This is a genomic window from Bradyrhizobium huanghuaihaiense, assembly GCF_025200885.1.
Lineage (GTDB): Bacteria > Pseudomonadota > Alphaproteobacteria > Rhizobiales > Xanthobacteraceae > Bradyrhizobium > Bradyrhizobium huanghuaihaiense.
Genome location: NZ_CP104172.1, coordinates 5,245,783 through 5,265,556 on the forward strand (window position 1 = coordinate 5,245,783; position 19,774 = coordinate 5,265,556).

A 19,774-nucleotide genomic window follows, 5' to 3' on the forward strand; every position below is an offset into this window, starting at 1 on the left:
CCCCGCCCGGGTTCCAACACCGCTTGACGGCGCCGAGCGGCGGAACATCAATGTCATCGAAACGTCATCGCTCTAACACATGCTCCCGCCGGTTTTGCGCACGAGTCGCAAATTGGGGTGAACTGGATGGATCGACTTCTCATGGACTCTGTGCAAGCCGTTGAAATCAAAGAAAAAGCCCCGGAGACCGAGGGCCTTCCGGCGATCGCATCGAGCCCCGAACGGTTCATCAACCGCGAGCTCTCCTGGCTGCATTTCAACCGCCGGGTCCTGGAGGAAGCGGTCAATCCCAGCCACCCCATGCTCGAGCGGGTGCGATTCCTGTCGATTTCAGCGAATAACCTTGACGAGTTCTTCATGGTTCGCGTCGCCGGCATCAAGGCCCAGGTGCGCGAGGGCATTGCCGAGCGCGCCCCCGATGGCCTGACGCCCTCCGAGCAGCTCGCGCTGATCAACCGCACCGTCTCGCAGCTCGCCTCCGACCAGCAGGCGATCTGGCGCGACCTGCGCAGTACGCTGGCCGATGTCGGCATCGTCCTGGTCGACGGCAAGGACGTCACCAAGGCGGAACGGACCTGGGTCGAGGACTACTTCCTCAACAACGTATTTCCGCTGCTGACGCCGCTGGCGATCGACCCGGCCCACCCCTTCCCGTTCATTCCGAGCCTCGGCTTCACCATCGCGCTCCAGCTCACGCGCGCTGCCGATGGCAAGCAGATGAACGCGCTGATCCGCATGCCCGGCAAGATCGACCGCTTCATCCGCCTGCCGTCCGAAGGCAAGGCCGTCAGACTGATTTCGCTGGAACAGGCGACCGCCCTGTTCATCAACCGCCTGTTCCCCGGCTACAATTTGCACGGCCAGGGCGCCTTCCGAATCATCCGCGACTCCGAGCTCGAGATCGAGGAAGAGGCCGAAGACCTCGTCCGCCTGTTTGAGACCGCGCTCAAGCGCCGCCGCCGCGGATCGGTGATCCGGCTCGAGATCGACGCCAAGATGCCGGAAGAGCTGCGCAGCTTCGTGCAGCATGCGCTCTCGGCCGCCGACGACGAGGTGTTCCTGGTCGATGGTGTGCAGGCGATGAACGAGCTCTCGCAGCTCACCCGCCTCGACCGGCCCGACCTCGAATTCACCCCTTACGTGCCGCGCCACCCCGAGCGCGTGCGCGAGCATGGCGGCGACATCTTTGCCGCGATCCGGCAGAAGGACCTCGTCGTCCATCATCCTTACGAATCCTTCGACGTGGTGGTGCAGTTCCTCCAGCAGGCCGCGCGCGATCCTGATGTCGTCGCGATCAAGCAGACGCTCTACCGTACCTCCAACAACTCGCCGATCGTGCGGACGCTTGCGGAGGCCGCCGAAGCCGGCAAGTCCGTCACCGCGCTGATCGAGCTGAAGGCGCGCTTCGACGAAGAGGCCAATATCCGCTGGGCGCGCGACCTCGAACGCGCCGGCGTGCAGGTCGTCTACGGCTTCCTCGAATTGAAGACGCACGCAAAGCTCTCGATGGTGGTGCGCCGCGAGGGCGGCAGCCTCACGACTTACGTCCACACCGGCACCGGCAACTACCACCCGGTCACCGCACGCATTTATACCGACCTCTCCTACTTCACCTCGGATCCGACCATCGGGCGCGATGCGGCGCGTGTGTTCAACTTCATCACCGGCTATGCCGCGCCGAGCGATCTGGAAAAGATGGCGGTGTCACCGCTGACGCTGCGCAAGCGCATCATCGAGCACATCCAGGGCGAGACCGCGCATGCGCGGCACGGCCGTCCCGGCGCGGTCTGGATGAAGATGAATGCGCTGGTCGACCCCGACATCATCGACGCGCTCTATGAGGCCTCGCAGGCCGGCGTGCAGGTCGAGCTCGTGGTGCGCGGTATCTGTTGCCTCAGGCCCGGCATCCCCGGCTTGTCGGAGAACATCCGCGTCAAGTCGATCATCGGACGCTTCCTGGAACACGGCCGAATCTACTGCTTCGGCATGGGCCAGGGCCTGCCGAGCGCCAAAGCGGCTGTGTATATCTCCTCCGCCGACATGATGCCGCGCAACCTCGACCGCCGCGTCGAGGTGCTGTGTCCGCTGCAAAATCCCACGGTGCATCAGCAGGTTCTCGAACAGATCATGGTCGCGAATCTGAAGGACAATGAGCAGAGCTGGCAGTTGTTGCCGGACGGGTCCTCAACGCGTATGAAGACCGCGAAGGGCGAGGAGCCTTTCAACGTCCACAACTACTTCATGACAAATCCGAGTCTGTCTGGCCGTGGAAAGTCGCTCAAGGAATCCTCGCCGCGTCGTCTCACGCGCCGGAACGAACGTCATCCATCCTGATCCGGGATTCCTGACGTGACGCGGCCGCGCAAGCGCGGCGCCACTGTCGCGGTCATCGACATCGGTTCCAACTCGGTCCGTCTCGTCGTCTACGAAGGACTGACGCGGAGCCTCATTCCGATCTTCAACGAGAAGACCCTGTGCGGCCTCGGGCGCGAGGTGCAGAGCACGGGCCTGCTCGCCCCTGATGCCGTCGACAAGGCGCTGACCTCGCTCAAGCGCTTCCGCGCGCTGTGCCGCGTGATGCAGGTCGGGCGCGTGTTCGCGATCGCGACCGCCGCCTGCCGCGATGCCTCCAACGGTCCCGACTTCATCGCGAAGGCCGAGCGCATCTGCGCCGTCAAGATCGAGATCCTGTCGGGCCCGCGCGAGGCGCGGCTGTCGGCGCTCGGCGTCATCTCCGGCATCCACCATCCCGACGGCATCGTCGGCGATCTCGGCGGCGGCTCGCTCGAGCTGATCGACGTGCGCCGGAACAGTGTGCGCAGCGGCGTCACGCTGCCGCTCGGCGGCCTTGCGCTGCAGGACCTCGCGCACAAATCGCTCAAGCGCGCCGACCGCATCGTGCGCGAGGAGATCGACGAGGTGCAGTTGCTCACTGCTGGCCGCGGCCGCACCTTCTATGCCGTCGGCGGCACCTGGCGCGCGCTCGCGCGCATCCACATCATCCAGAGCGGCTATCCGCTCCAGGTGATGCACGGCTATTCTATTTCCGCGACCGAGGCGCTCGACTTCTCGCGCCGCCTGCGCCGGCTTGCGGCCGCCGACATGCTCGCCGACATCGAGATCGTCGCCGACGCGCGCCGCCCTCTCCTCACCTATGCGGCGCTGGTGCTCGAGCACATCATCCGTGTCGCAAAACCCAAGAACATCGTGTTCTCGACCTTCGGCGTGCGCGAGGGCCTCTTGCATGAGAAGCTGCCGGAGGCCGAGCGCAACAAGGACGGGCTGATCTGCGCAGCCGAGGAGCTCAACCAGCTGCTGTCACGCTCGGCCAAGCACGCCCGCGAGCTGATCGCCTGGACCGATCGCCTGGTGCGCGTCGTGAAGCTGCGCGAGACCGAGGAGGACCGCCGTCTGCGTCACGCCGCCTGCCTGCTCTCCGACATCGGCTGGCGCGTACATCCCGATCACCGCGGCGAGCAGACGCTCAGCCTCGTCGTCAACGGCAATTTCGGTGCGATCACCCACACCGAGCGCGCCTTCGTCGGCCTGTCCGTGTTCTATCGCTATGCGGGTCTCAGCGAGGAAAACCAGCCGCCGGTCACCATGCAGGAGCTGCTGACGCCGGCGCAGCTCGAACGCGCCCGCCTGCTGGGCGCGGCATTCCGTGTCGCGCATCTGATCTCGGCGGCGCGGCCGGGCGTCTTGCCCGCCACGCATTTCCGCACCCAGGGCCGCAAATTGATGCTGGTGTTCGAGCACCGGCTCGTCGATCTCGTCGCCGACCGCGTCGGCAGCCGCTTCAAGCAGCTCGCCCGTTTGGTCAGCCGCGCCGGCTCGATCGTCCGGCGCTAAATAACTATTCCGCCGACGCCTTGGCGTGCCGCTCGGAGGATTCCAGCGCGGCCGCACTGAGGCTACGCCGGCGCCAGATCGTGCCGACGACCAGCACCACGACGACACCGAGCGCCGCACAGAGATATTCGCCGCCCGACCCGCCATGGCCGAATTGCAGCGGGATGCGCAAGCCGGCGAGGATCTTGTCCAGCGAGGCACCGAGCGGGCCGTCGAACAGCGTGTGCAGCCTCGGCGCGACGCCGGGATCGGTCGCGATCACCTCGCCCGCGATCCAGCCGAGCAGCGCGGCACCGGCCCACACCAGCACCGGCAGCTTTGCGAGCAGCGCCATGATCAGCGCCGCACCGGCGACGATCAGCGGAACGCTGATGGCAAGGCCGAGGATCAGGAGCGGTACGCTGCCATTGGCCGCGGCGGCGACCGCAATGACGTTGTCGAGACTCATGACGATGTCGGCGACCACGACGATCTGCACCGCCTGCCACAGATGCGAGGCGGACTCGACGTCGTCCTCGTTCTCGTTTTCCGGCACCAGCAGCTTGGCCGCGATCACGATCAGCGCGAGACCGCCGACGAGCTTGAGATACGGCAGCTCCATCAGGCTCGCGACGATGCCGGTGAAGATGATGCGCAGCAGCACCGCCGCGCCGGCACCGAAGATCATGCCCCACAGCCGGTGCCGCGGCTTCAGGCCGCGGCAGGCAAGTGCGATCACCAGCGCGTTGTCGCCGGAGAGCAGGATGTTGATCCAGATGATCTTGCCGACCGCAATCCAGAAGGTCGGTTCGGCCATCTCATTGCGGAACTGGGTGAAGAATGCCCCGATCGTAGCGGGATCGAAGATCTGCCAGAGCCAATTCACAATGAGTCCTTATCCCCCGTCGTCTCAACTTTTCGGCTGATGGATCAGCCGACGATCTCGTTGCCCGAGAAGAACTGCGCGATCTCGATCGCGGCGGTTTCCGGTGCATCCGAACCGTGTGCGGAGTTCTCGCCGATCGACTTTGCGTAGAGCTTGCGGATGGTACCCTCGGCCGCCTTGGACGGATCGGTCGCGCCCATGGCGTCGCGATACTTGGCGATGGCGTTCTCGGCTTCGAGCACCTGCACGACGACCGGGCCCGAGGTCATGAACTCGACGAGCTCGCCGAAGAACGGGCGGGCCTTGTGGACCGCATAGAAGGTCTCGGCCTGTTCCTTGGTCATGCGGATGCGCTTCTGCGCGACGATGCGCAGGCCCGCCTTCTCGATCACGGCGTTGACCGCACCGGTCAGGTTACGCGCGGTCGCGTCGGGCTTGATGATCGAGAAAGTGCGTTCGATGGCCATAATCTTGTCCTTGGGAAGAAAGCGGTGGTTCGGAGTTGCGGGGCTTATATCGGCGCCTTTGCCGGACGGCAAGCGACCGCCAGAGTCGCCTCACGGGCGCTTCGCCGCAGGGCTGCCCCATCGGATTTAGGGGTGGATTACCGAGATTTCACCCAGATGAACCGAATCTGAAGCCGCCATTCAGGGTTTGGTTCAGCCTCGCCGGCGTAAGGTCGGGCCTATCGAAACCGAGGCCTGATCGACAGGCGGAACGTTTCGGCGGCCTTTCCATCGACGCGATAGCCCCGCGCCGGCAGTCTTGAGGAGATCACCATGTTGAGGAAACTTTCGCTTGCCGCCGTCGCCGCGGTTGCGCTGGGTGCCGCGCTGGCACCGACCTCGGCCTCCGCGCACTGGCATGGCGGCGGCTGGGGCTGGCACGGCGGTGGCGGTGGCTGGCACCACGGCTACGGCTGGGGTGGCCCGCGCTTCTATGCCCCCGTCTCCTACGGTTATGGCGGCTGCTATGTGCGCCGGCTGGTCCCGACCCCCTGGGGACCCCGCTGGCGGCTGATCAACCGCTGCTACTGAACCCGACAGCACCTTCCCAAAGCACCTTCCAACGGTACCTAAGCCCCCCAGGTACCCCCTGGAGAGGCCCCGGCGATCCCCCCGCCGGGGCCTCATTTTTGGGCAGCTAAGACGAATTCATACAATTTTTGCTAGAGCGCCGGACATCCCCCAAGAATGGCGAAACCATCCGGGGGGTCAATGACTTGGTACCGTGTCGTTACTCCGCAACATGGAACCTCGTTATGACCGGCCTTCTCGCCAATGACAGCGAACAGATCGATCGGCGTACCAGCCGCTCCATCTGCGATGCCGTGGGAGAACGGCTCCAGCAGAGCCTGCGGCCCGAACCCCGATTGCCGACGCATCTCGAGCAGCTCCTCAACGAGCTGAAGCGGCGCGAGCGCGAGTCGCACTGACGGAAAAACGAGTTGCGTTCGGCGCGCCTTGCGGTGACAAGACCGCATGCTCTCCATCACCGACCTCTCCATCCGCCTCGCCGGACGCCTTTTGATTGACCAGAGTTCCGTGCAGATCACGCCCGGATCGCGCGTCGGCATGGTTGGGCGCAATGGCACCGGCAAGTCGACCCTGTTCAAGGTGATCCGCGGCGAGCTGGCGGCCGAACATGGCACGGTGACCCTGCCGCCGCGCTGGCGCGTCGGCAGCCTGGCGCAAGAGGCTCCGAACGGCCCCGAAAGCCTGATTACGGTCGTGCTGAAGGCCGACCTCGAGCGCGACGCGCTGCTGCACGAAGCGGAGAGCGCCACCGATCCGCACCGGATCGCGGAGATCCAGACCCGCCTCGTCGACATCGACGCGCATTCAGCGCCCGCACGCGCGGCTGCGATCCTCTCCGGCCTCGGCTTTTCCGCCGCCGATCAGCTCCGTCCCTGTGCCGAATTCTCCGGCGGCTGGCGCATGCGCGTCGCGCTCGCCGCGACGTTGTTCGCCGCCCCTGATCTGTTGCTGCTCGACGAGCCCACCAACTATCTCGACCTCGAAGGCACGCTGTGGCTGGAGGATCACCTGGCGCATTATCCGCGCACGGTGATCGTGATCAGCCATGACCGCGATCTCCTCGAAAGCTCGGTCGACCAGATCCTGCATCTGGAGCGCGGCAAGCTCACGCTCTACAAGGGCACCTACTCCTCCTTCGAGGAGCAGCGCGCCGCGCGCGAGCTGCTCGATGCCAAGGCGGTCAAGCGCCAGGAGGCCGAGCGCGCGCGCCTGCAGTCCTTCGTCGACCGCTTCAAGGCCAAGGCGTCCAAGGCGCGGCAGGCACAGTCTCGCGTGAAAATGCTGGAGCGCCTGAAGCCGATCACGGCGCTGGTCACCGAGGACGTGCGCGAGATCTCCTTTCCCGCGCCGGAGAAGATCCTGTCGCCGCCGATCATCGCGGTGGACAACGCTTCCGTCGGCTACGATCCGTCGACGCCGGTGCTGGGCCGCGTCACCTTGCGCATCGACAATGACGACCGCATTGCGCTGTTAGGCGCCAATGGCAACGGCAAGTCGACGCTCGTAAAGCTGCTCGCCGGGCGGCTTGCGCCGTTCTCAGGGAGAGTTACGCGCGCGGACAAGCTGTCGATCGCCTATTTCGCGCAGCACCAGCTCGATGAGCTCAACGAGGACGCCTCCGCCTACGACCACGTCCGCAAGCTGATGGGCGATGCGCCCGAAGCCAAAGTGCGGGCGCGCGCCGGCGCGATCGGTTTTTCGGGCAAGGCCGCCGACACCAAGGTGGGCAAATTGTCGGGCGGCGAGAAGGCGCGACTCCTGCTGGGGCTTGCGACCTTCTTCGGCCCCAACATGATCATCCTGGACGAGCCGACCAACCATCTCGACATCGATAGCCGCGCCGCCCTCGCGGAGGCGATCAACGAATTCCCCGGCGCGGTGATCATGGTCTCGCACGACCGCTATTTGATCGAAGCCTGCGCCGAGCGGCTCTGGATCGTCGCCGACCGCACCGTCACCAATTACGACGGCGACCTCGACGAATACCGCCGTCTCGTTCTGTCGACGCGCAATGCCGAACCCGCCCCGCGCGAGCGAAATGCGCCAAGCGAAAAGCCGCAGCGCCCGAAGTCGGACAATCGCGGCTCGCTGAAGAAGCGCATCGCGGAGGCCGAAGCCGAGATCGCCCGCGTCAGCGACATCATCGCCAAGATCGACACGGCGCTCGCCCTGCCCGACATTTTTACGCGCGATCCCAAGCAGGCCGCGCAGCTTTCGAAAGCGCGCGCCAATGCCGCCGACGCGCTGGCGCGCGCGGAAGAGCAATGGCTCGAGGCGAGCACGCAGTTCGACGAGGCGACGGGTTAGCTTCCTGGGTGGCGCCGGGTCTGCAGGCGGCGCGTCAATCGGAAATATCCGCGCCTGCCGACGAAATAGCCCGTGTCTGTTGCGCGCATTTGGGGTTACGTTGGACGCAATTTGCGTCAGCGCACCGGGGATGATCGGACTCCAGATCGAGAACGATCGGCATTTTCAGTCCAAGCGATTCTAGCCAAGCGATTTCCAAACAAGCAATGATCAGGGGATATCTCGAATGTCCGCGCTCGAACCGATCAAGTTCACCGACGGCGTGGCTTACGAGCGCTTCATGGCGCCCTGGAGCCGATCGGCCGGGACCCTTTTCCTGGACTGGCTGGCGCCTCGCCCCGGATTGGCCTGGATCGACGTCGGATGCGGCAATGGCGCGTTTACCGAGCTCATCCTTGCGGCGGCCGCCCCGTCGTCCGTTTGCGCGATCGATCCCTCCGACGCACAGATCGCGACGGCGCGCGCGAAACTATCGGCAAAGCAGGTCGAGCTTTCGACTGGCGATGCCATGGCACTTCCCTACGACGCCGACCGCTTCGACGTCGCGGTGATGGCGCTGGCGCTGTTCTTCGTCCCCGACGCGCATAAAGGCGCCGCGGAGATGGTCCGCGTCACCAGGCCCGGCGGCATGGTCGCGTCCTACACCTGGGACATCGTCCGGGGCGGCTCGCCCACGCAGCCGCTGTGGGAGGAGATGGATGCGCTCGGCAAACCTGCACAGCGTCCGCCGAGTGTGGATGTATCGCGGTTCGAGGCGCTGAAGCCGCTTTGGGCGGAGCTCGGCCTCCGCGAGGTCGAGACGCGCGAACTCGTTGTCGAACGAACGTTTGCGAATTTCGACGACTACTGGCTGTCGATGGTCGTCAGCAGCCCGGCCGGCGTGTTGGCAAGGCTGTCGGAGACGGAGAGCGCGGAGCTCAAGCGCCGGCTGCAGGCAAGGCTGCCGGCGAGCGCGCGCGGACAGATCACGGTTCATGCCTCGGCCACCGCGATCAAGGGACGCAAAGCCGCTTGATGATGCGCAGGCGCGAACGGCGATCGCCGCAATCCGGGGACCGAGCGGTCAGGTCCTGTCGTTCGAGGATGCAATGAAGGGACGGCCATAGCCGTCCCGCAAGCTCACCTTACGCCGACTTCTTCTTCGGCTTCGGCTTGGTCCCCTTCGGCATGACCGGCGCTTCCGGCGTGCCTTCGATCGAGGACAGGCGGCCGGACGTGAAGGTGTAGATGCCGGCGCGCGGCCCGGTGGTCCAGGTGACGACGGCGACGCGGCGGCCGGCGGCGTCATTGGAGAGATTGACGGTCGAGGGCGCGCCGATGCCGCGCACCACGTCGCATTCGGTGTGGCCGAGCGCGACCGTGCCGCCCGTCGGCGCCGCTGCCGTCGTCGACGCATTGGCGTCAGCCGGCCCGGGCGCTGGCGCCATGCCGGGACAGGCGCCGTCGGCGCTGACGAGATCCTCGGCGCCCACCGGCTTGTCCGGGGTCAGCGGCGGCGACTCGATCGAGATGTTCTTGATGAAGAGACGACCCGGCTTCTGGAACCATTCGGCGTCCTTCGACAGCAGATCGGTCCCCGAGCAGCCCGCAACCAGCGGTGCTACGGCAGCCAACACAACTATGAGGGAGCTGGGAAGCTTTTGATGTCGCACGATAAACTAAATTCCCCGCGTGAAGGACCGGCCCTAAACGATTGTCCCAACATCACTTTGCGGCACGAAGGTGGCCGAGACCAGCCTGACCCCAAAAGTGCAAATTATCATTAATTGCGAACGGCCGCTAATTCCGACGCTGCCACCGGCCCCGTTCGTCGGCCTGCCAATAGGTGACATCAAATCCCCGCGCCTTGCAATCCGTCCAGGCACTGCGGGCCGACGCGAGGGCATCCGGATCGTCGCCGTTGAACAGCAGCACCATGCGCTCATAGCCCTGCGCATCCTTCGGCAATGCGGCGTTGTCGACCAGGAAGCGGACGTTGGCGCCGTTGGGATTGCCCTCCTCGATCGCCAGCACGATCGGCTGGTCGGCGGCGTCGTTCACCCGCCACGTCGCATGCGGCAGGAAGGAATCGTCGCGATAGGTCCACAAATGCGCGTCGAGCGCATCGGCGTGTTCCTCCGAGGTCGATTGCACCACGACGCGCCAGCCGCGCTCGAGCGATTTCTCGAGAAGCGGCGGCAACACGTTCTCCACCGTCATGTTTTGCAGATGGTAGAACAGCACTTCGGTCATTTGGTCACTTGCGCTCGTAATGATCGGCGACCAGCCGGTCGAGCAGGCGGACGCCATAGCCGCTTCCCCAGCTCTGGTTGATGTCGGTCTTCGGCGCGCCCATCGCGGTGCCGGCAATGTCGAGATGCGCCCAGGGCGTGCCGTCGACGAAGCGCTGCAGGAACTGCGCGGCTGTGATCGAGCCGCCGTGCCGGCCGCCGGTGTTCTTCATGTCGGCGAACTGGGAATCGATCAGCTTGTCGTATTCGGGGCCGAGCGGCAGGCGCCAGACCTTCTCGCCGCTCTCGATGCCAGCCGCGAGCAGGCGGTCGGCGAGCTCGTCATTGTTGGAGAACATGCCGGCGTGCTCGGTGCCGAGCGCCACCACGATCGCACCGGTCAGCGTCGCCAGATCCACCATGAATTTCGGCTTGGTCTTCTTGGCGACGTACCAGAGCACGTCGGCGAGCACGAGGCGGCCTTCGGCATCGGTGTTGATGATCTCGATGGTCTGGCCCGACATCGAGGTGACGATGTCGCCCGGCCGCTGTGCATTGCCGTCGGGCATGTTCTCGACAAGGCCGATGGCGCCGACCACGTTGGCCTTGGCCTTGCGCGCCGCCAGCGCGTGCATCAGGCCGACGACGCAGGCCGCCCCGCCCATGTCGCCCTTCATGTCCTCCATGCTGCCGGCCGGCTTGATCGAGATGCCGCCGGTGTCGAAGCAGACGCCCTTGCCGACGAAGGCGACCGGTGCCTCGCCCTTTTTGCCGCCGTCCCAGCGCATGATCACGGTGCGGCTCGGCCGCGCCGAGCCCTGGCCGACGCCGAGCAGCGCGCCCATGCCGAGCTTCTGCATCGCCTTGACGTCGAGCACCTCGATCTTGACGCCGAGCTTGCGGAGCTGACCGGCGCGGCGCGCGAACTCCTCGGGGAAAAGCACGTTCGGCGGCTCGTTGACGAGGTCGCGCGCCATGACGACGCCGTCGACAACGTGGCCGGCCGGGGCAAACGCCTTCTTCGCGGCGATGGCGTCGCCGACCGCAAGCGAGATGTCGGCGCGCGAGCCGCCCTCCTCGCCGTCCTTCTTCTTGGTCTTGTAGCGGTCGAACTTGTAGGCGCGTAAACGAAGGCCCGAGGCGATCGCGACCGCCTGCTCGCCGGTCATGGCGCCGCCGGGCAATTCCGCCATGATGGTCATGGCGGCGGTACCGGCCGTAAGCTTGCTCGCCGCCACGCCGCCGAACTTGAGGAAATCGCTCGTCTTCAGGCTCGCCGGCTTGCCGGCCCCGATCACCACCAGGCGGGTCGCCTTCACGCCCTCCGGCGCCAGGATATCCAGGGCAGCCCCGCTTTTACCTTTGAAGCCGGCGGCGGAGGCCGCCCGCTTCACGAGATCGGCAGCGCTCCCGAGCGCCTTGGCCGTCGCCGGGCCGAGCTTCAGGCCGTCGTCACAGAACACGACCAGGATGCCACGGGCGGCGGCAGACAACGGGACGAAGCCGACCTTGATGGCATCGGACATTGGGTAACTCCTCCAAAACATGGGGCTTTTTGCCGTTCGGCGGTCCCGGCCACAGGCCGGAGCTGAACGGCGATTCACTGGACTTTATCTACTATGGGCCACCGGCCCGGCAGATGCCAAGCACCGCCGTGGCCGCCAGGCCACAACGCGCGAAATATTAACCATATATTGAGGGTGCCACGGGGCAGCCATTTTGTTGACGGATCAAAGGGATGGTAGTGAGAGAGTAAGCCGGCGGAAGCGGTGGTTGGCCAACCTTGGGGATCCCCTGATCGGGGATTGGTTGGACAGCCGGAGTTCCGGCCTGCAGTGGGGCTTGGTGGGATTCGTGCGGTAGCGCATGGGGTCGATCGATAGGTATATTTTCCGCACGACGCTGGCGTCGTTTGCGCTCGTCCTGGTCAGCCTCACCGGCGTGATCTGGATTACGCAAGCGTTGCGCGGCATCGACCTGATGACGAGCCAGGGTCAGACCATCCTCACCTTCCTCGGCATCACCAGCCTCGTCATTCCGGCGCTGGTCCTGATCATCTCGCCGATCGCGCTGATGATCGCGATCTCGCACACGCTGAACAAGCTCGCGACCGATTCCGAGATCATCGTGATGAATGCCGCCGGCTTCTCGCCGTTCCGGCTGTTCTATCCGTTCTTCTACGCCACCTGCGTGGTGGCGCTGCTGGTCGCCTTCATCGCGGCGTATCTGGCGCCCGACGGCATGCGGCGGATCAAGCAGTGGGACGCCGAGATCACCGCCGACGTGCTCACCAACATCCTCCAGCCCGGCCGCTTCGCCCAGCTCGACAAGAACCTGACGATCCGGATTCGCGAACGGCAGCCCGGCGGCATCCTTGCCGGCATCTTCATCGACGACCGCCGCGATCCGAATGAGCGCGTCTCGATCGTCGCCGAGCAGGGCGAGGTCGTGAAGAACGAGAACGGCTCCTTCCTGGTGCTGAAGGATGGCAATCTCCAGCGCTTCGAGGCCGGCAAGCGCGATCCCGCGCTGGTGGCGTTCGGCCGCTACGGCTTCGACATGTCGAAATTCTCGGGCCAGGGCCGCGACGTCACCCTCGGGATTCGCGAGCGCTATCTCTGGGAGCTGTTCTCGCCGGCCGAGGATGATCCCGTCTACAAGCAGATTCCCGGGCAGTTCCGCTCGGCCCTGCATGACAGCCTGTTGGCTCCGGTCTATCCCTTCGCCTTTGCCGTGCTCACCTTCGCGTTCCTGGGTGCGCCTCGCACCACCCGCCAGAGCCGCAACTTCTCGATCGGCTCCTCGATCCTCGCGGTGTTCGGCCTGCGCATGGCCGGCTTCGCCTGCTCGGTGATGGCGGTGAAATCGCCGGAGGCGGTGTTCGTTCAGTACGCAATGGTCGTCGGCGCCATCGGCATCGGGCTGTGGATGATCATCGGCGGCATCGTGGTCGAGCTGCCTCCCCGCCTCATGGAGGCCATCAACAAGTCCAACGCGCGCATTGCGCGGCTGTTCGGACGGCCGGCCACCGCATGAGCATGCTCACCAACACACTCGGGCGCTATTTCGCCGGCCGCTTCGTCGTCGCGGCGCTCGGCGTGTTCGCGAGCATCTTCCTGCTGCTGGTGCTGGTCGACTACATCGAGATGGTGCGCAAGACTTCCGGCCTTGCATCCGCCTCCGCGATCATGGTGGCCGAGACCTCGCTGTTCCGGGTGCCGCAGCTCTTGGAGAAGCTGACGCCGTTCTGCATGCTGATCGGCGCCATGACCTGCTATCTCGCCCTCTCCCGCCGGCTCGAGCTCGTGGTTGCGCGCGCCGCCGGCATCTCGGCCTGGCAGTTCATCGCGCCGGCGCTCGGCAGCGCGCTCCTGATCGGGGTCGTCGCCACCGTCGCCTACAATCCGATGTCGGCCAATCTGCGCGAGCTCTCCAAGCGCATGGAGGCCGAGCTGTTCGGCTCGGCGCCCGGCGGCGGCATCCAGGATGCCTCCGGCTTCTGGCTCAATCAGGTGACCAGCGACGGCCAGACCATCATCAACGCGGCGCGCAGCGAGCAGCAGGGCATCCGGCTCACGGGACTCACGCTGTTCCGGTTTGACACACAGCAGCACTTCAAGGAACGCGTCGAGGCGCGCGAAGCCACGCTCGAGGCGGGCCATTGGTTGTTCAAGGGCGTCCGCCGCTTCTCGCTGGACGCGCCGCCGATCGACCAGGCCAGCCTGGAGATTCCGACGACGCTGACCGAGGCCCAGGTCCGCAACAGCTTTTCCACACCGGAGACTGTGTCCTTTTGGCAACTACCGAGCTACATCCGCTCCTCCGAAAGCTCAGGCTTCGCGACAGCGGGATATCGACTCCAGTATCAGAAGCTCCTGGCGCAGCCGTTTTTGCTCGCCGCCATGGTGATGCTCGCGGCCTCCGTGTCGTTGCGCTTCTTCCGGATGGGCGGCGTGCAGAAGATGGTTTTGAGTGGCGTGGGCGCAGGCTTTCTGCTCTACGTTCTGTCGAAAGTAACTGAGGACTTGAGCAAGGCTGAGTTGATGCATCCGATCGCTGCGGCGTGGTTGCCCGTTGTTGTGGGCGGCCTCACCGGCTTTTTGGCCTTGCTCTATCAGGAGGACGGTTAGTGACTGCCGTCCAACGAGGGCGCGTGTCTCGTTTGACGCGGCGTACTGTGGTGCGCGCGAACGGGTGCGGCTTGTCTATTCGCAGGCTCCTGCTCGCTGTTGCCGCCATGGCATCGCTCGGCGGGCTGGTGGATGTTGCCGCCGTGGCCCCCGCCTCCGCCCAGAGCTTCACCTACAATCCGCTGCCGCCGCGCCCGAAGCCGCCGAAGGTCGCCAACGACAACCAGATGCTGGTTCAGGCGACCGAGGTCGACTACGACTACAACAATTCGCGCGTTTCCGCGGTCGGCAACGTCCAGCTGTTCTACAACGGCACCAGCGTCGAGGCCGACAGGGTCATCTACGACCAGAAGACCAAGCGGCTCCATGCCGAAGGCAACATCCGCATGACGGATGCCGACGGCAAGATCACCTACGCCGAGATCATGGATCTCTCCGACGACTACCGCGACGGTTTCGTCGATTCGCTGCGCGTGGACACCGCCGACCAGACCCGCATGGCCGCGAGCCGCGCCGATCGCTCCAGCGGCAACTACACGGTGTTCGACAACGGCGTCTACACGGCCTGCGCGCCGTGTAAGGACGATCCGAAGAAGCCGCCGCTGTGGCAGGTCAAGGGTGCCCGCATCATCCACGACCAGCAGGAGAAGATGCTGTATTTCGAGACGGCGCAGCTCGAGTTCTTCGGCGTGCCGATCGCCTACATGCCCTATTTCTCGACGCCTGATCCGACCGTCAAGCGCAAGAGCGGCTTCCTGATGCCCGGTTACTTCCCCGGCACCACGAACACCGGCTTCGGCGCTGAAGTTCCCTATTATTGGGCGATCGCGCCCGATATGGACGCAACCTTCACGCCGCGCTTCCTGTCGCGGCAAGGCGTGCTGGTGCAGGGTGAATTCCGTCAGCGCCTGATCGACGGCGCCTACCAGATCCGGGCCTACGGCATCGACCAGCTCGACCCCGGCGCCTTTGCCGGCCAGCCCGGCGACCGTCAGTTCCGCGGCGCCGTCGACACCAAGGGTCAGTTCGCGCTGAACGACAAATGGGTCTGGGGCTGGGACGGCGTCCTGATGTCCGACTACTATTTCTTCTCGGACTATCGCCTCGCGGCCTACAAAGACCCGCTCGGCTCGTTCCTGAACCTGCCGACCGACGCGCTGTCGCAGCTCTATCTGACCGGCGTCGGCAATCGCAGCTTCTTCGACGCTCGCACGATGTACTGGCTGAGCTACTCGGGCAACCAGGACAAGGTCCCGGTCGTCTACCCCGTGATCGACTACTCGAACGTGCTCAACTATCCGGTCTTCGGCGGCGAGTTCAGCTACAAGACCAATTTCGTGAACCTGTCGCGCGAAAACGCGGTGTTCGATCCGATCACGACGCTCGCCAACACCAACGGCCTGTGCACCACCGCCTCGGCCGATCCGCTCGCGCGCACGCCGTCGCAGTGCCTGCTGCGCGGCTTCCCCGGCACCTACACCCGCCTCACCGCGGAAGCGCAGTGGCGCAAGTCCTATACCGATCCGTTCGGCCAGATCTGGACGCCGTTCGCCAGCCTGCGCGCCGACGCGATCAATTCCTCGGTCTCCAATCAGCCGGGCGTATCGAACTATCTGCCGGTCGGTGACACCCAGGCATTCCGCCTGATGCCGACCGTCGGTCTCGAATACCGCTACCCCTTCATCAACGTTCAGCCCTGGGGCTCGACCACCATCGAGCCGATCGCGCAGATCATCATCCGTCCGAACGAGACTTATGCCGGCAAGCTGCCGAACGAGGACGCGCAGAGCATGGTGTTCGACGCCTCGAACCTGTTCAGCGTCGACAAATTCTCCGGCTACGACCGCGTCGAGGGCGGCGGCCGCGCCAATGTCGGCGTGCAGTCCACCACGCAGTTCGACAGGGGCGGCGCCGTCAAGGTGCTGTTCGGCGAGTCCTACCAGCTATTCGGACTGAACTCCTTCGCGGTCCGGGACTCCATCAACACGGGTCTGGATTCCGGTCTCGACAAGCCGCGCTCGGATTACGTGGCAAGCGCCAGCTACTCGCCCAACCGCACCTACACCTTCAGCGTCCGCTCCCGCATGGACGAGCAGACCTGGAACGTGCAGCGCTTCGAGGCGGAAGGCCGCGCCAATTTCGACCGCTGGTCGGTCAGCGTGCTGTACGGCAACTACGCGCCGCAGCCGGAACTCGGCTATCTGACGCGCCGCGAGGGCATCCTGACCTCGGGCTCGCTCAAGGTCGCGTCCAACTGGGTGGTGTCGGGCTCGGCGCGCTGGGACCTCGAGGCCAACAAGATCAACCAGTATGTGCTCGGCGCCGGCTATGTCGACGATTGCTTCGTGCTGGCGGCGAACTATGTAACTTCGTATAGCTATTCGGCAGGCGCTGCGCCGCCAGTGCTGAACCATGCGTACATGTTCACGTTCGGGCTGCGTACGCTGGCGACCTCGTCGACGACCAGCAGTTCCAGCGGCCTCCAGTAAACGGTTTGAAGTGCCGGCCGCGTTGTCCCAATCGCAGGTTCACCGCGGCTGACATGCGAGCGAGATCCATGACGACTGCCTTGCCTCTGTTCCGCCTCCTCTTCGTCCTCGCCGCCCTGCTTCTGGCCGGCACGCCGTCGCGCGCGCAGAACATCGTCGTCATGGTCAACGGCGATCCGATCACCGATTTCGATATCGACCAGCGCGCAAAGCTCGACCAGCTGACGACGCAGAAGACCCCAGGCCGGCAGGAGGTCATCAACGAGCTGATCGACGACAGGGTGAAGCTCAAGGAAGGCAAGAAATACGGCGTCGATCCCGGTGTCAGCGACGTCAACCAGTCCTTCGAGGGCATGGCGCAGCGCATGCGCATCTCGCCGGATCAGCTGACCAAGTCGCTCGAATCCAAGGGCGTCCGCCCTGAAACTCTGAAGGGCCGCATGAAGGCCGAGATGGTTTGGACCAGCCTCGTGCGCGGCCGCTTCAAGGAGAAGCTGATGGTCGGCGAGCGCGACGTCGCGCAGGCCGTGCAGGCCCAGACCGGCGACAAGCTGCAGATCGAGGGCACCGAATACAAGATGCAGCCGATCGTGCTGATCGTGCCGCGCGGCTCGTCCCCGGCCTTCCAGGAGACGCGGATGAAGGAAGCCGAGCAATATCGCTCCCGCGTCGGCAGCTGCGAGGAAGCCAATTCGCTGTTCCGCTCGACGCCGAACGCCACCATTCGCGAGGCCGTCACCAAGACGACGGCGGACCTGCCCGAAACGCTGCGCAAGGTGCTCGACGACACGGCGATCGGCCATCTGACGGCGCCGGAGGTGACCAAGGCGGGCATCGAGATGGTGGTGCTGTGCTCGCGCAAGCCGACCATGATCGACACGCCGAAGAAGCGCGAGGTCCGCGAGAAGATGTACCAGGAGAAGTACGAGAAGACCCAGAAGGCCTATCTCGAAGAGCTCCGCAAGGCGGCGATGATCGAATATCGCAACCGCTGATGGCCGACGCCCCGATCAAGCCCCTCGCCCTGACCCTGGGAGAGCCCGCGGGCATCGGCCCCGACATCGCGATTGCGGCCTGGCTTCGCCGCCGTGAGCTGAACCTGCCCGCCTTCTATCTGCTCGGCGACCAAGCCTTCGTCGCGCAACGCGCCAAAGCGCTCGGCGCCGAGATCCGGATCGTCCCGGTGAGCGCCAGCGAGTCCGTGGCCGCCTTCGCCGAGGCCCTGCCCGTGGTCGCGACCGGCGAGCGCGCGACGGCCGAGCCCGGCAAGCCCGACGCATCAAGCGCGCCCGCCGCGCTCGCCTCGATCCGCCAGGCAGTCACGGATGTCCGCGAGGGGCGCGCCGGCGCCGTCGTCACCAATCCGATCGCCAAGAGCGTGCTCTACCGCGCCGGCTTCCGCCATCCCGGCCACACCGAATTCCTCGCCGAGCTCGCCGCTGAGGACGGCCGCGTGCCGCAGCCGGTGATGATGCTGTGGTCACCGCGGCTCGCCGTGGTGCCGGTGACCATCCACGTCTCCTTGCGCGAGGCGCTGAGCCAGCTGACCAGCGAGTTGATCGTCTCGACCGTGCGCATCGTCGCGACCGAGCTGACATCCCGCTTCGGCATCGCGCGGCCGCGCATCGCGATCTCCGGCCTCAATCCGCATGCCGGCGAGGACGGCTCGCTCGGCCATGAGGAGCAGACGGTGATTGCGCCGGCGCTCAAAGCTCTGCGCAATGACGGCATCGAGGCCAGGGGCCCGCTGCCCGCGGACACCATGTTCCACGAGGCCGCACGCAACCTCTATGATTGCGCGGTCTGCATGTATCACGACCAGGCGCTGATCCCGATCAAGACCGTCGCCTTCGACGACGCAGTCAACGTCACGCTCGGCCTGCCCTTCATCCGCACCTCGCCCGATCACGGCACCGCCTTCGACATCGCCGGCACCGGTAAAGCGAACCCCGCAAGCCTGATTGCCGCGCTGAAGCTTGCAAGCCGCATGGCGGCTGCGAAAACCTGATGAGCGCGATCGACGACCTCCCGCCGCTGCGCGAGGTCATTCGCCAGCACGCGCTGTCGGCCCGCAAATCGCTCGGTCAGAATTTTCTGCTCGATCTCAACCTCACCGCGCGCATCGCGCGTGCGGCCGCGCCGCTGGAGGACTCCACGATCGTCGAGATCGGCCCGGGCCCGGGCGGACTGACGCGCGCGCTGCTCGCGCTCGGGGCCCGGCGCGTCATCGCCATCGAGCATGACGAGCGCGCGATCCCGGCCTTGCAGGATATTTCCGGGCGCTATCCCGGCCGGCTCGAGATCGTCCACGGCGATGCCATGACCTTCGATCCGCGCCCGCGGCTCGCAGGCGAGCGCGCAAAGATCGTCGCCAATCTGCCCTACAACATCGCGACCCAGCTTCTCATCAACTGGCTGATCACCGAACCCTGGCCGCCCTGGTACGACATGATGGTGCTGATGTTCCAGCGCGAGGTCGGCGAGCGCATCGTCGCACGCGAGGACGAGGAGGCCTATGGCCGTCTCGGCGTGCTCGCCAACTGGCGCTGCGAGACCAAGATCCTGTTCGACATTTCGCCGTCCGCCTTCGTGCCGCCGCCGAAGGTCACCTCCTCCGTCGTGCGCCTCAAGCCGCGCGCAGAGCCGCTGCCTTGCGATCGCAAGCTGCTCGAGCAGGTCGCGGCCGCCGCCTTCGGCCAGCGCCGCAAGATGCTGCGGCAAAGCCTGAAATCACTGGGTGTCGATCCTGCACGGCTCGCCGCGGCGGCCGGCGTCGATGCGACGCGGCGCGCCGAGACGATCCCGATATCGGGCTTTGTTGCCATGGCCCGTGAATTGGCGGATATACGCAGCGAGGCTCAATAATAGGAATTTCGGAGGAAGG

General features: G+C 65.4%; 17 protein-coding genes. 12 read left to right on the top strand and 5 right to left on the bottom strand.

The genetic code is table 11. The features are described 5' to 3' along the window. Positions 1-141 precede the first annotated feature (141 nt). Both N2603_RS25195 and ppx read left to right on the top strand, forming a co-directional pair. Positions 142-2,334 (top strand): RNA degradosome polyphosphate kinase, encoded by a 2,193-nt coding sequence (locus tag N2603_RS25195; protein WP_260384261.1) that lies wholly within the window; start codon positions 142-144, stop codon positions 2,332-2,334. 15 nt (positions 2,335-2,349) lie between these two features. After that, positions 2,350-3,852: an exopolyphosphatase gene (gene ppx, locus N2603_RS25200; RefSeq protein WP_260384262.1), complete on the top strand. Its 1,503-nt coding sequence runs from the start codon at positions 2,350-2,352 to the stop codon at positions 3,850-3,852. Positions 3,853-3,856: 4 nt separating this feature from the next. Here the strand turns inward: ppx and N2603_RS25205 are convergent, their stop codons facing one another. Together N2603_RS25205 and ndk are read right to left on the bottom strand one after the other, a co-directional pair. Continuing rightward, positions 3,857-4,717, bottom strand: coding sequence for a TerC family protein (locus N2603_RS25205; protein WP_260384263.1), 861 nt, complete (start codon positions 4,715-4,717; stop codon positions 3,857-3,859). A 44-nt stretch (positions 4,718-4,761) separates the two neighbouring features. Further along, positions 4,762-5,184, bottom strand: a complete 423-nt coding sequence (gene ndk, locus N2603_RS25210) for a nucleoside-diphosphate kinase (RefSeq protein WP_018645406.1) — start codon at positions 5,182-5,184, stop codon at positions 4,762-4,764. 312 nt (positions 5,185-5,496) lie between these two features. Here ndk and N2603_RS25215 point away from each other — a divergent pair, with 312 nt between their 5' ends. The 4 genes from N2603_RS25215 to N2603_RS25230 all read left to right on the top strand — a co-directional run bounded on the left by N2603_RS25215 (position 5,497) and on the right by N2603_RS25230 (position 9,076). Further along, positions 5,497-5,754 carry a sulfur globule protein precursor gene (locus N2603_RS25215; protein WP_260384264.1) on the top strand — a complete coding sequence of 86 codons (258 nt, stop codon included), beginning with the start codon at positions 5,497-5,499 and terminating at the stop codon, positions 5,752-5,754. A 224-nt stretch (positions 5,755-5,978) separates the two neighbouring features. Then, positions 5,979-6,152 carry a hypothetical protein gene (locus N2603_RS25220; RefSeq protein ID WP_260384265.1) on the top strand — a complete coding sequence of 58 codons (174 nt, stop codon included), beginning with the start codon at positions 5,979-5,981 and terminating at the stop codon, positions 6,150-6,152. A gap of 46 nt (positions 6,153-6,198) precedes the next feature. Further along, positions 6,199-8,061 carry an ABC-F family ATP-binding cassette domain-containing protein gene (locus N2603_RS25225; protein ID WP_260384266.1) on the top strand — a complete coding sequence of 621 codons (1,863 nt, stop codon included), beginning with the start codon at positions 6,199-6,201 and terminating at the stop codon, positions 8,059-8,061. 226 nt (positions 8,062-8,287) lie between these two features. After that, positions 8,288-9,076: a class I SAM-dependent methyltransferase gene (locus N2603_RS25230; protein ID WP_260384267.1), complete on the top strand. Its 789-nt coding sequence runs from the start codon at positions 8,288-8,290 to the stop codon at positions 9,074-9,076. Between the two features lie 109 nt (positions 9,077-9,185). On the opposite strand, the gene N2603_RS25235 is transcribed toward N2603_RS25230, so the two are convergent. From N2603_RS25235 to N2603_RS25245, 3 genes are all read right to left on the bottom strand, one after another. Continuing rightward, positions 9,186-9,674, bottom strand: a complete 489-nt coding sequence (locus tag N2603_RS25235; protein WP_018645398.1) for a hypothetical protein — start codon at positions 9,672-9,674, stop codon at positions 9,186-9,188. 166 nt (positions 9,675-9,840) lie between these two features. Beyond that, a complete protein-coding gene (locus N2603_RS25240) occupies positions 9,841-10,293 on the bottom strand; it encodes a DNA polymerase III subunit chi (RefSeq protein WP_260384268.1) in 453 nt (150 codons plus the stop codon). Positions 10,294-10,297: 4 nt separating this feature from the next. Further along, positions 10,298-11,797, bottom strand: coding sequence for a leucyl aminopeptidase (locus tag N2603_RS25245; protein WP_260384269.1), 1,500 nt, complete (start codon positions 11,795-11,797; stop codon positions 10,298-10,300). 340 nt (positions 11,798-12,137) lie between these two features. On the opposite strand from N2603_RS25245, the gene lptF reads away from it, so the two are divergent. The 6 genes from lptF (at position 12,138) to rsmA (ending at position 19,755) form a co-directional block, all read left to right on the top strand. Beyond that, positions 12,138-13,307 (top strand): LPS export ABC transporter permease LptF, encoded by a 1,170-nt coding sequence (lptF, locus tag N2603_RS25250; RefSeq protein WP_018645393.1) that lies wholly within the window; start codon positions 12,138-12,140, stop codon positions 13,305-13,307. Next, positions 13,304-14,401 carry an LPS export ABC transporter permease LptG gene (gene lptG, locus N2603_RS25255; protein ID WP_260384270.1) on the top strand — a complete coding sequence of 366 codons (1,098 nt, stop codon included), beginning with the start codon at positions 13,304-13,306 and terminating at the stop codon, positions 14,399-14,401. The genes lptF and lptG overlap by 4 nt, the downstream gene beginning before the upstream one ends. 107 nt (positions 14,402-14,508) lie before the next feature. Beyond that, entirely contained in the window at positions 14,509-16,890 is a 2,382-nt protein-coding gene (locus N2603_RS25260) for an LPS-assembly protein LptD (RefSeq protein ID WP_260424251.1), read from the top strand. Positions 16,891-16,958: 68 nt separating this feature from the next. After that, positions 16,959-17,885 carry a SurA N-terminal domain-containing protein gene (locus N2603_RS25265; protein ID WP_026312377.1) on the top strand — a complete coding sequence of 309 codons (927 nt, stop codon included), beginning with the start codon at positions 16,959-16,961 and terminating at the stop codon, positions 17,883-17,885. Continuing rightward, positions 17,885-18,898: a 4-hydroxythreonine-4-phosphate dehydrogenase PdxA gene (gene pdxA, locus N2603_RS25270; protein ID WP_260384271.1), complete on the top strand. Its 1,014-nt coding sequence runs from the start codon at positions 17,885-17,887 to the stop codon at positions 18,896-18,898. The genes N2603_RS25265 and pdxA overlap by 1 nt, the downstream gene beginning before the upstream one ends. Further along, positions 18,898-19,755: a 16S rRNA (adenine(1518)-N(6)/adenine(1519)-N(6))-dimethyltransferase RsmA gene (gene rsmA / locus N2603_RS25275; protein ID WP_260384272.1), complete on the top strand. Its 858-nt coding sequence runs from the start codon at positions 18,898-18,900 to the stop codon at positions 19,753-19,755. Before pdxA ends, rsmA begins: the two co-directional genes overlap by 1 nt. The last annotated feature ends 19 nt before the right edge of the window (positions 19,756-19,774 follow it).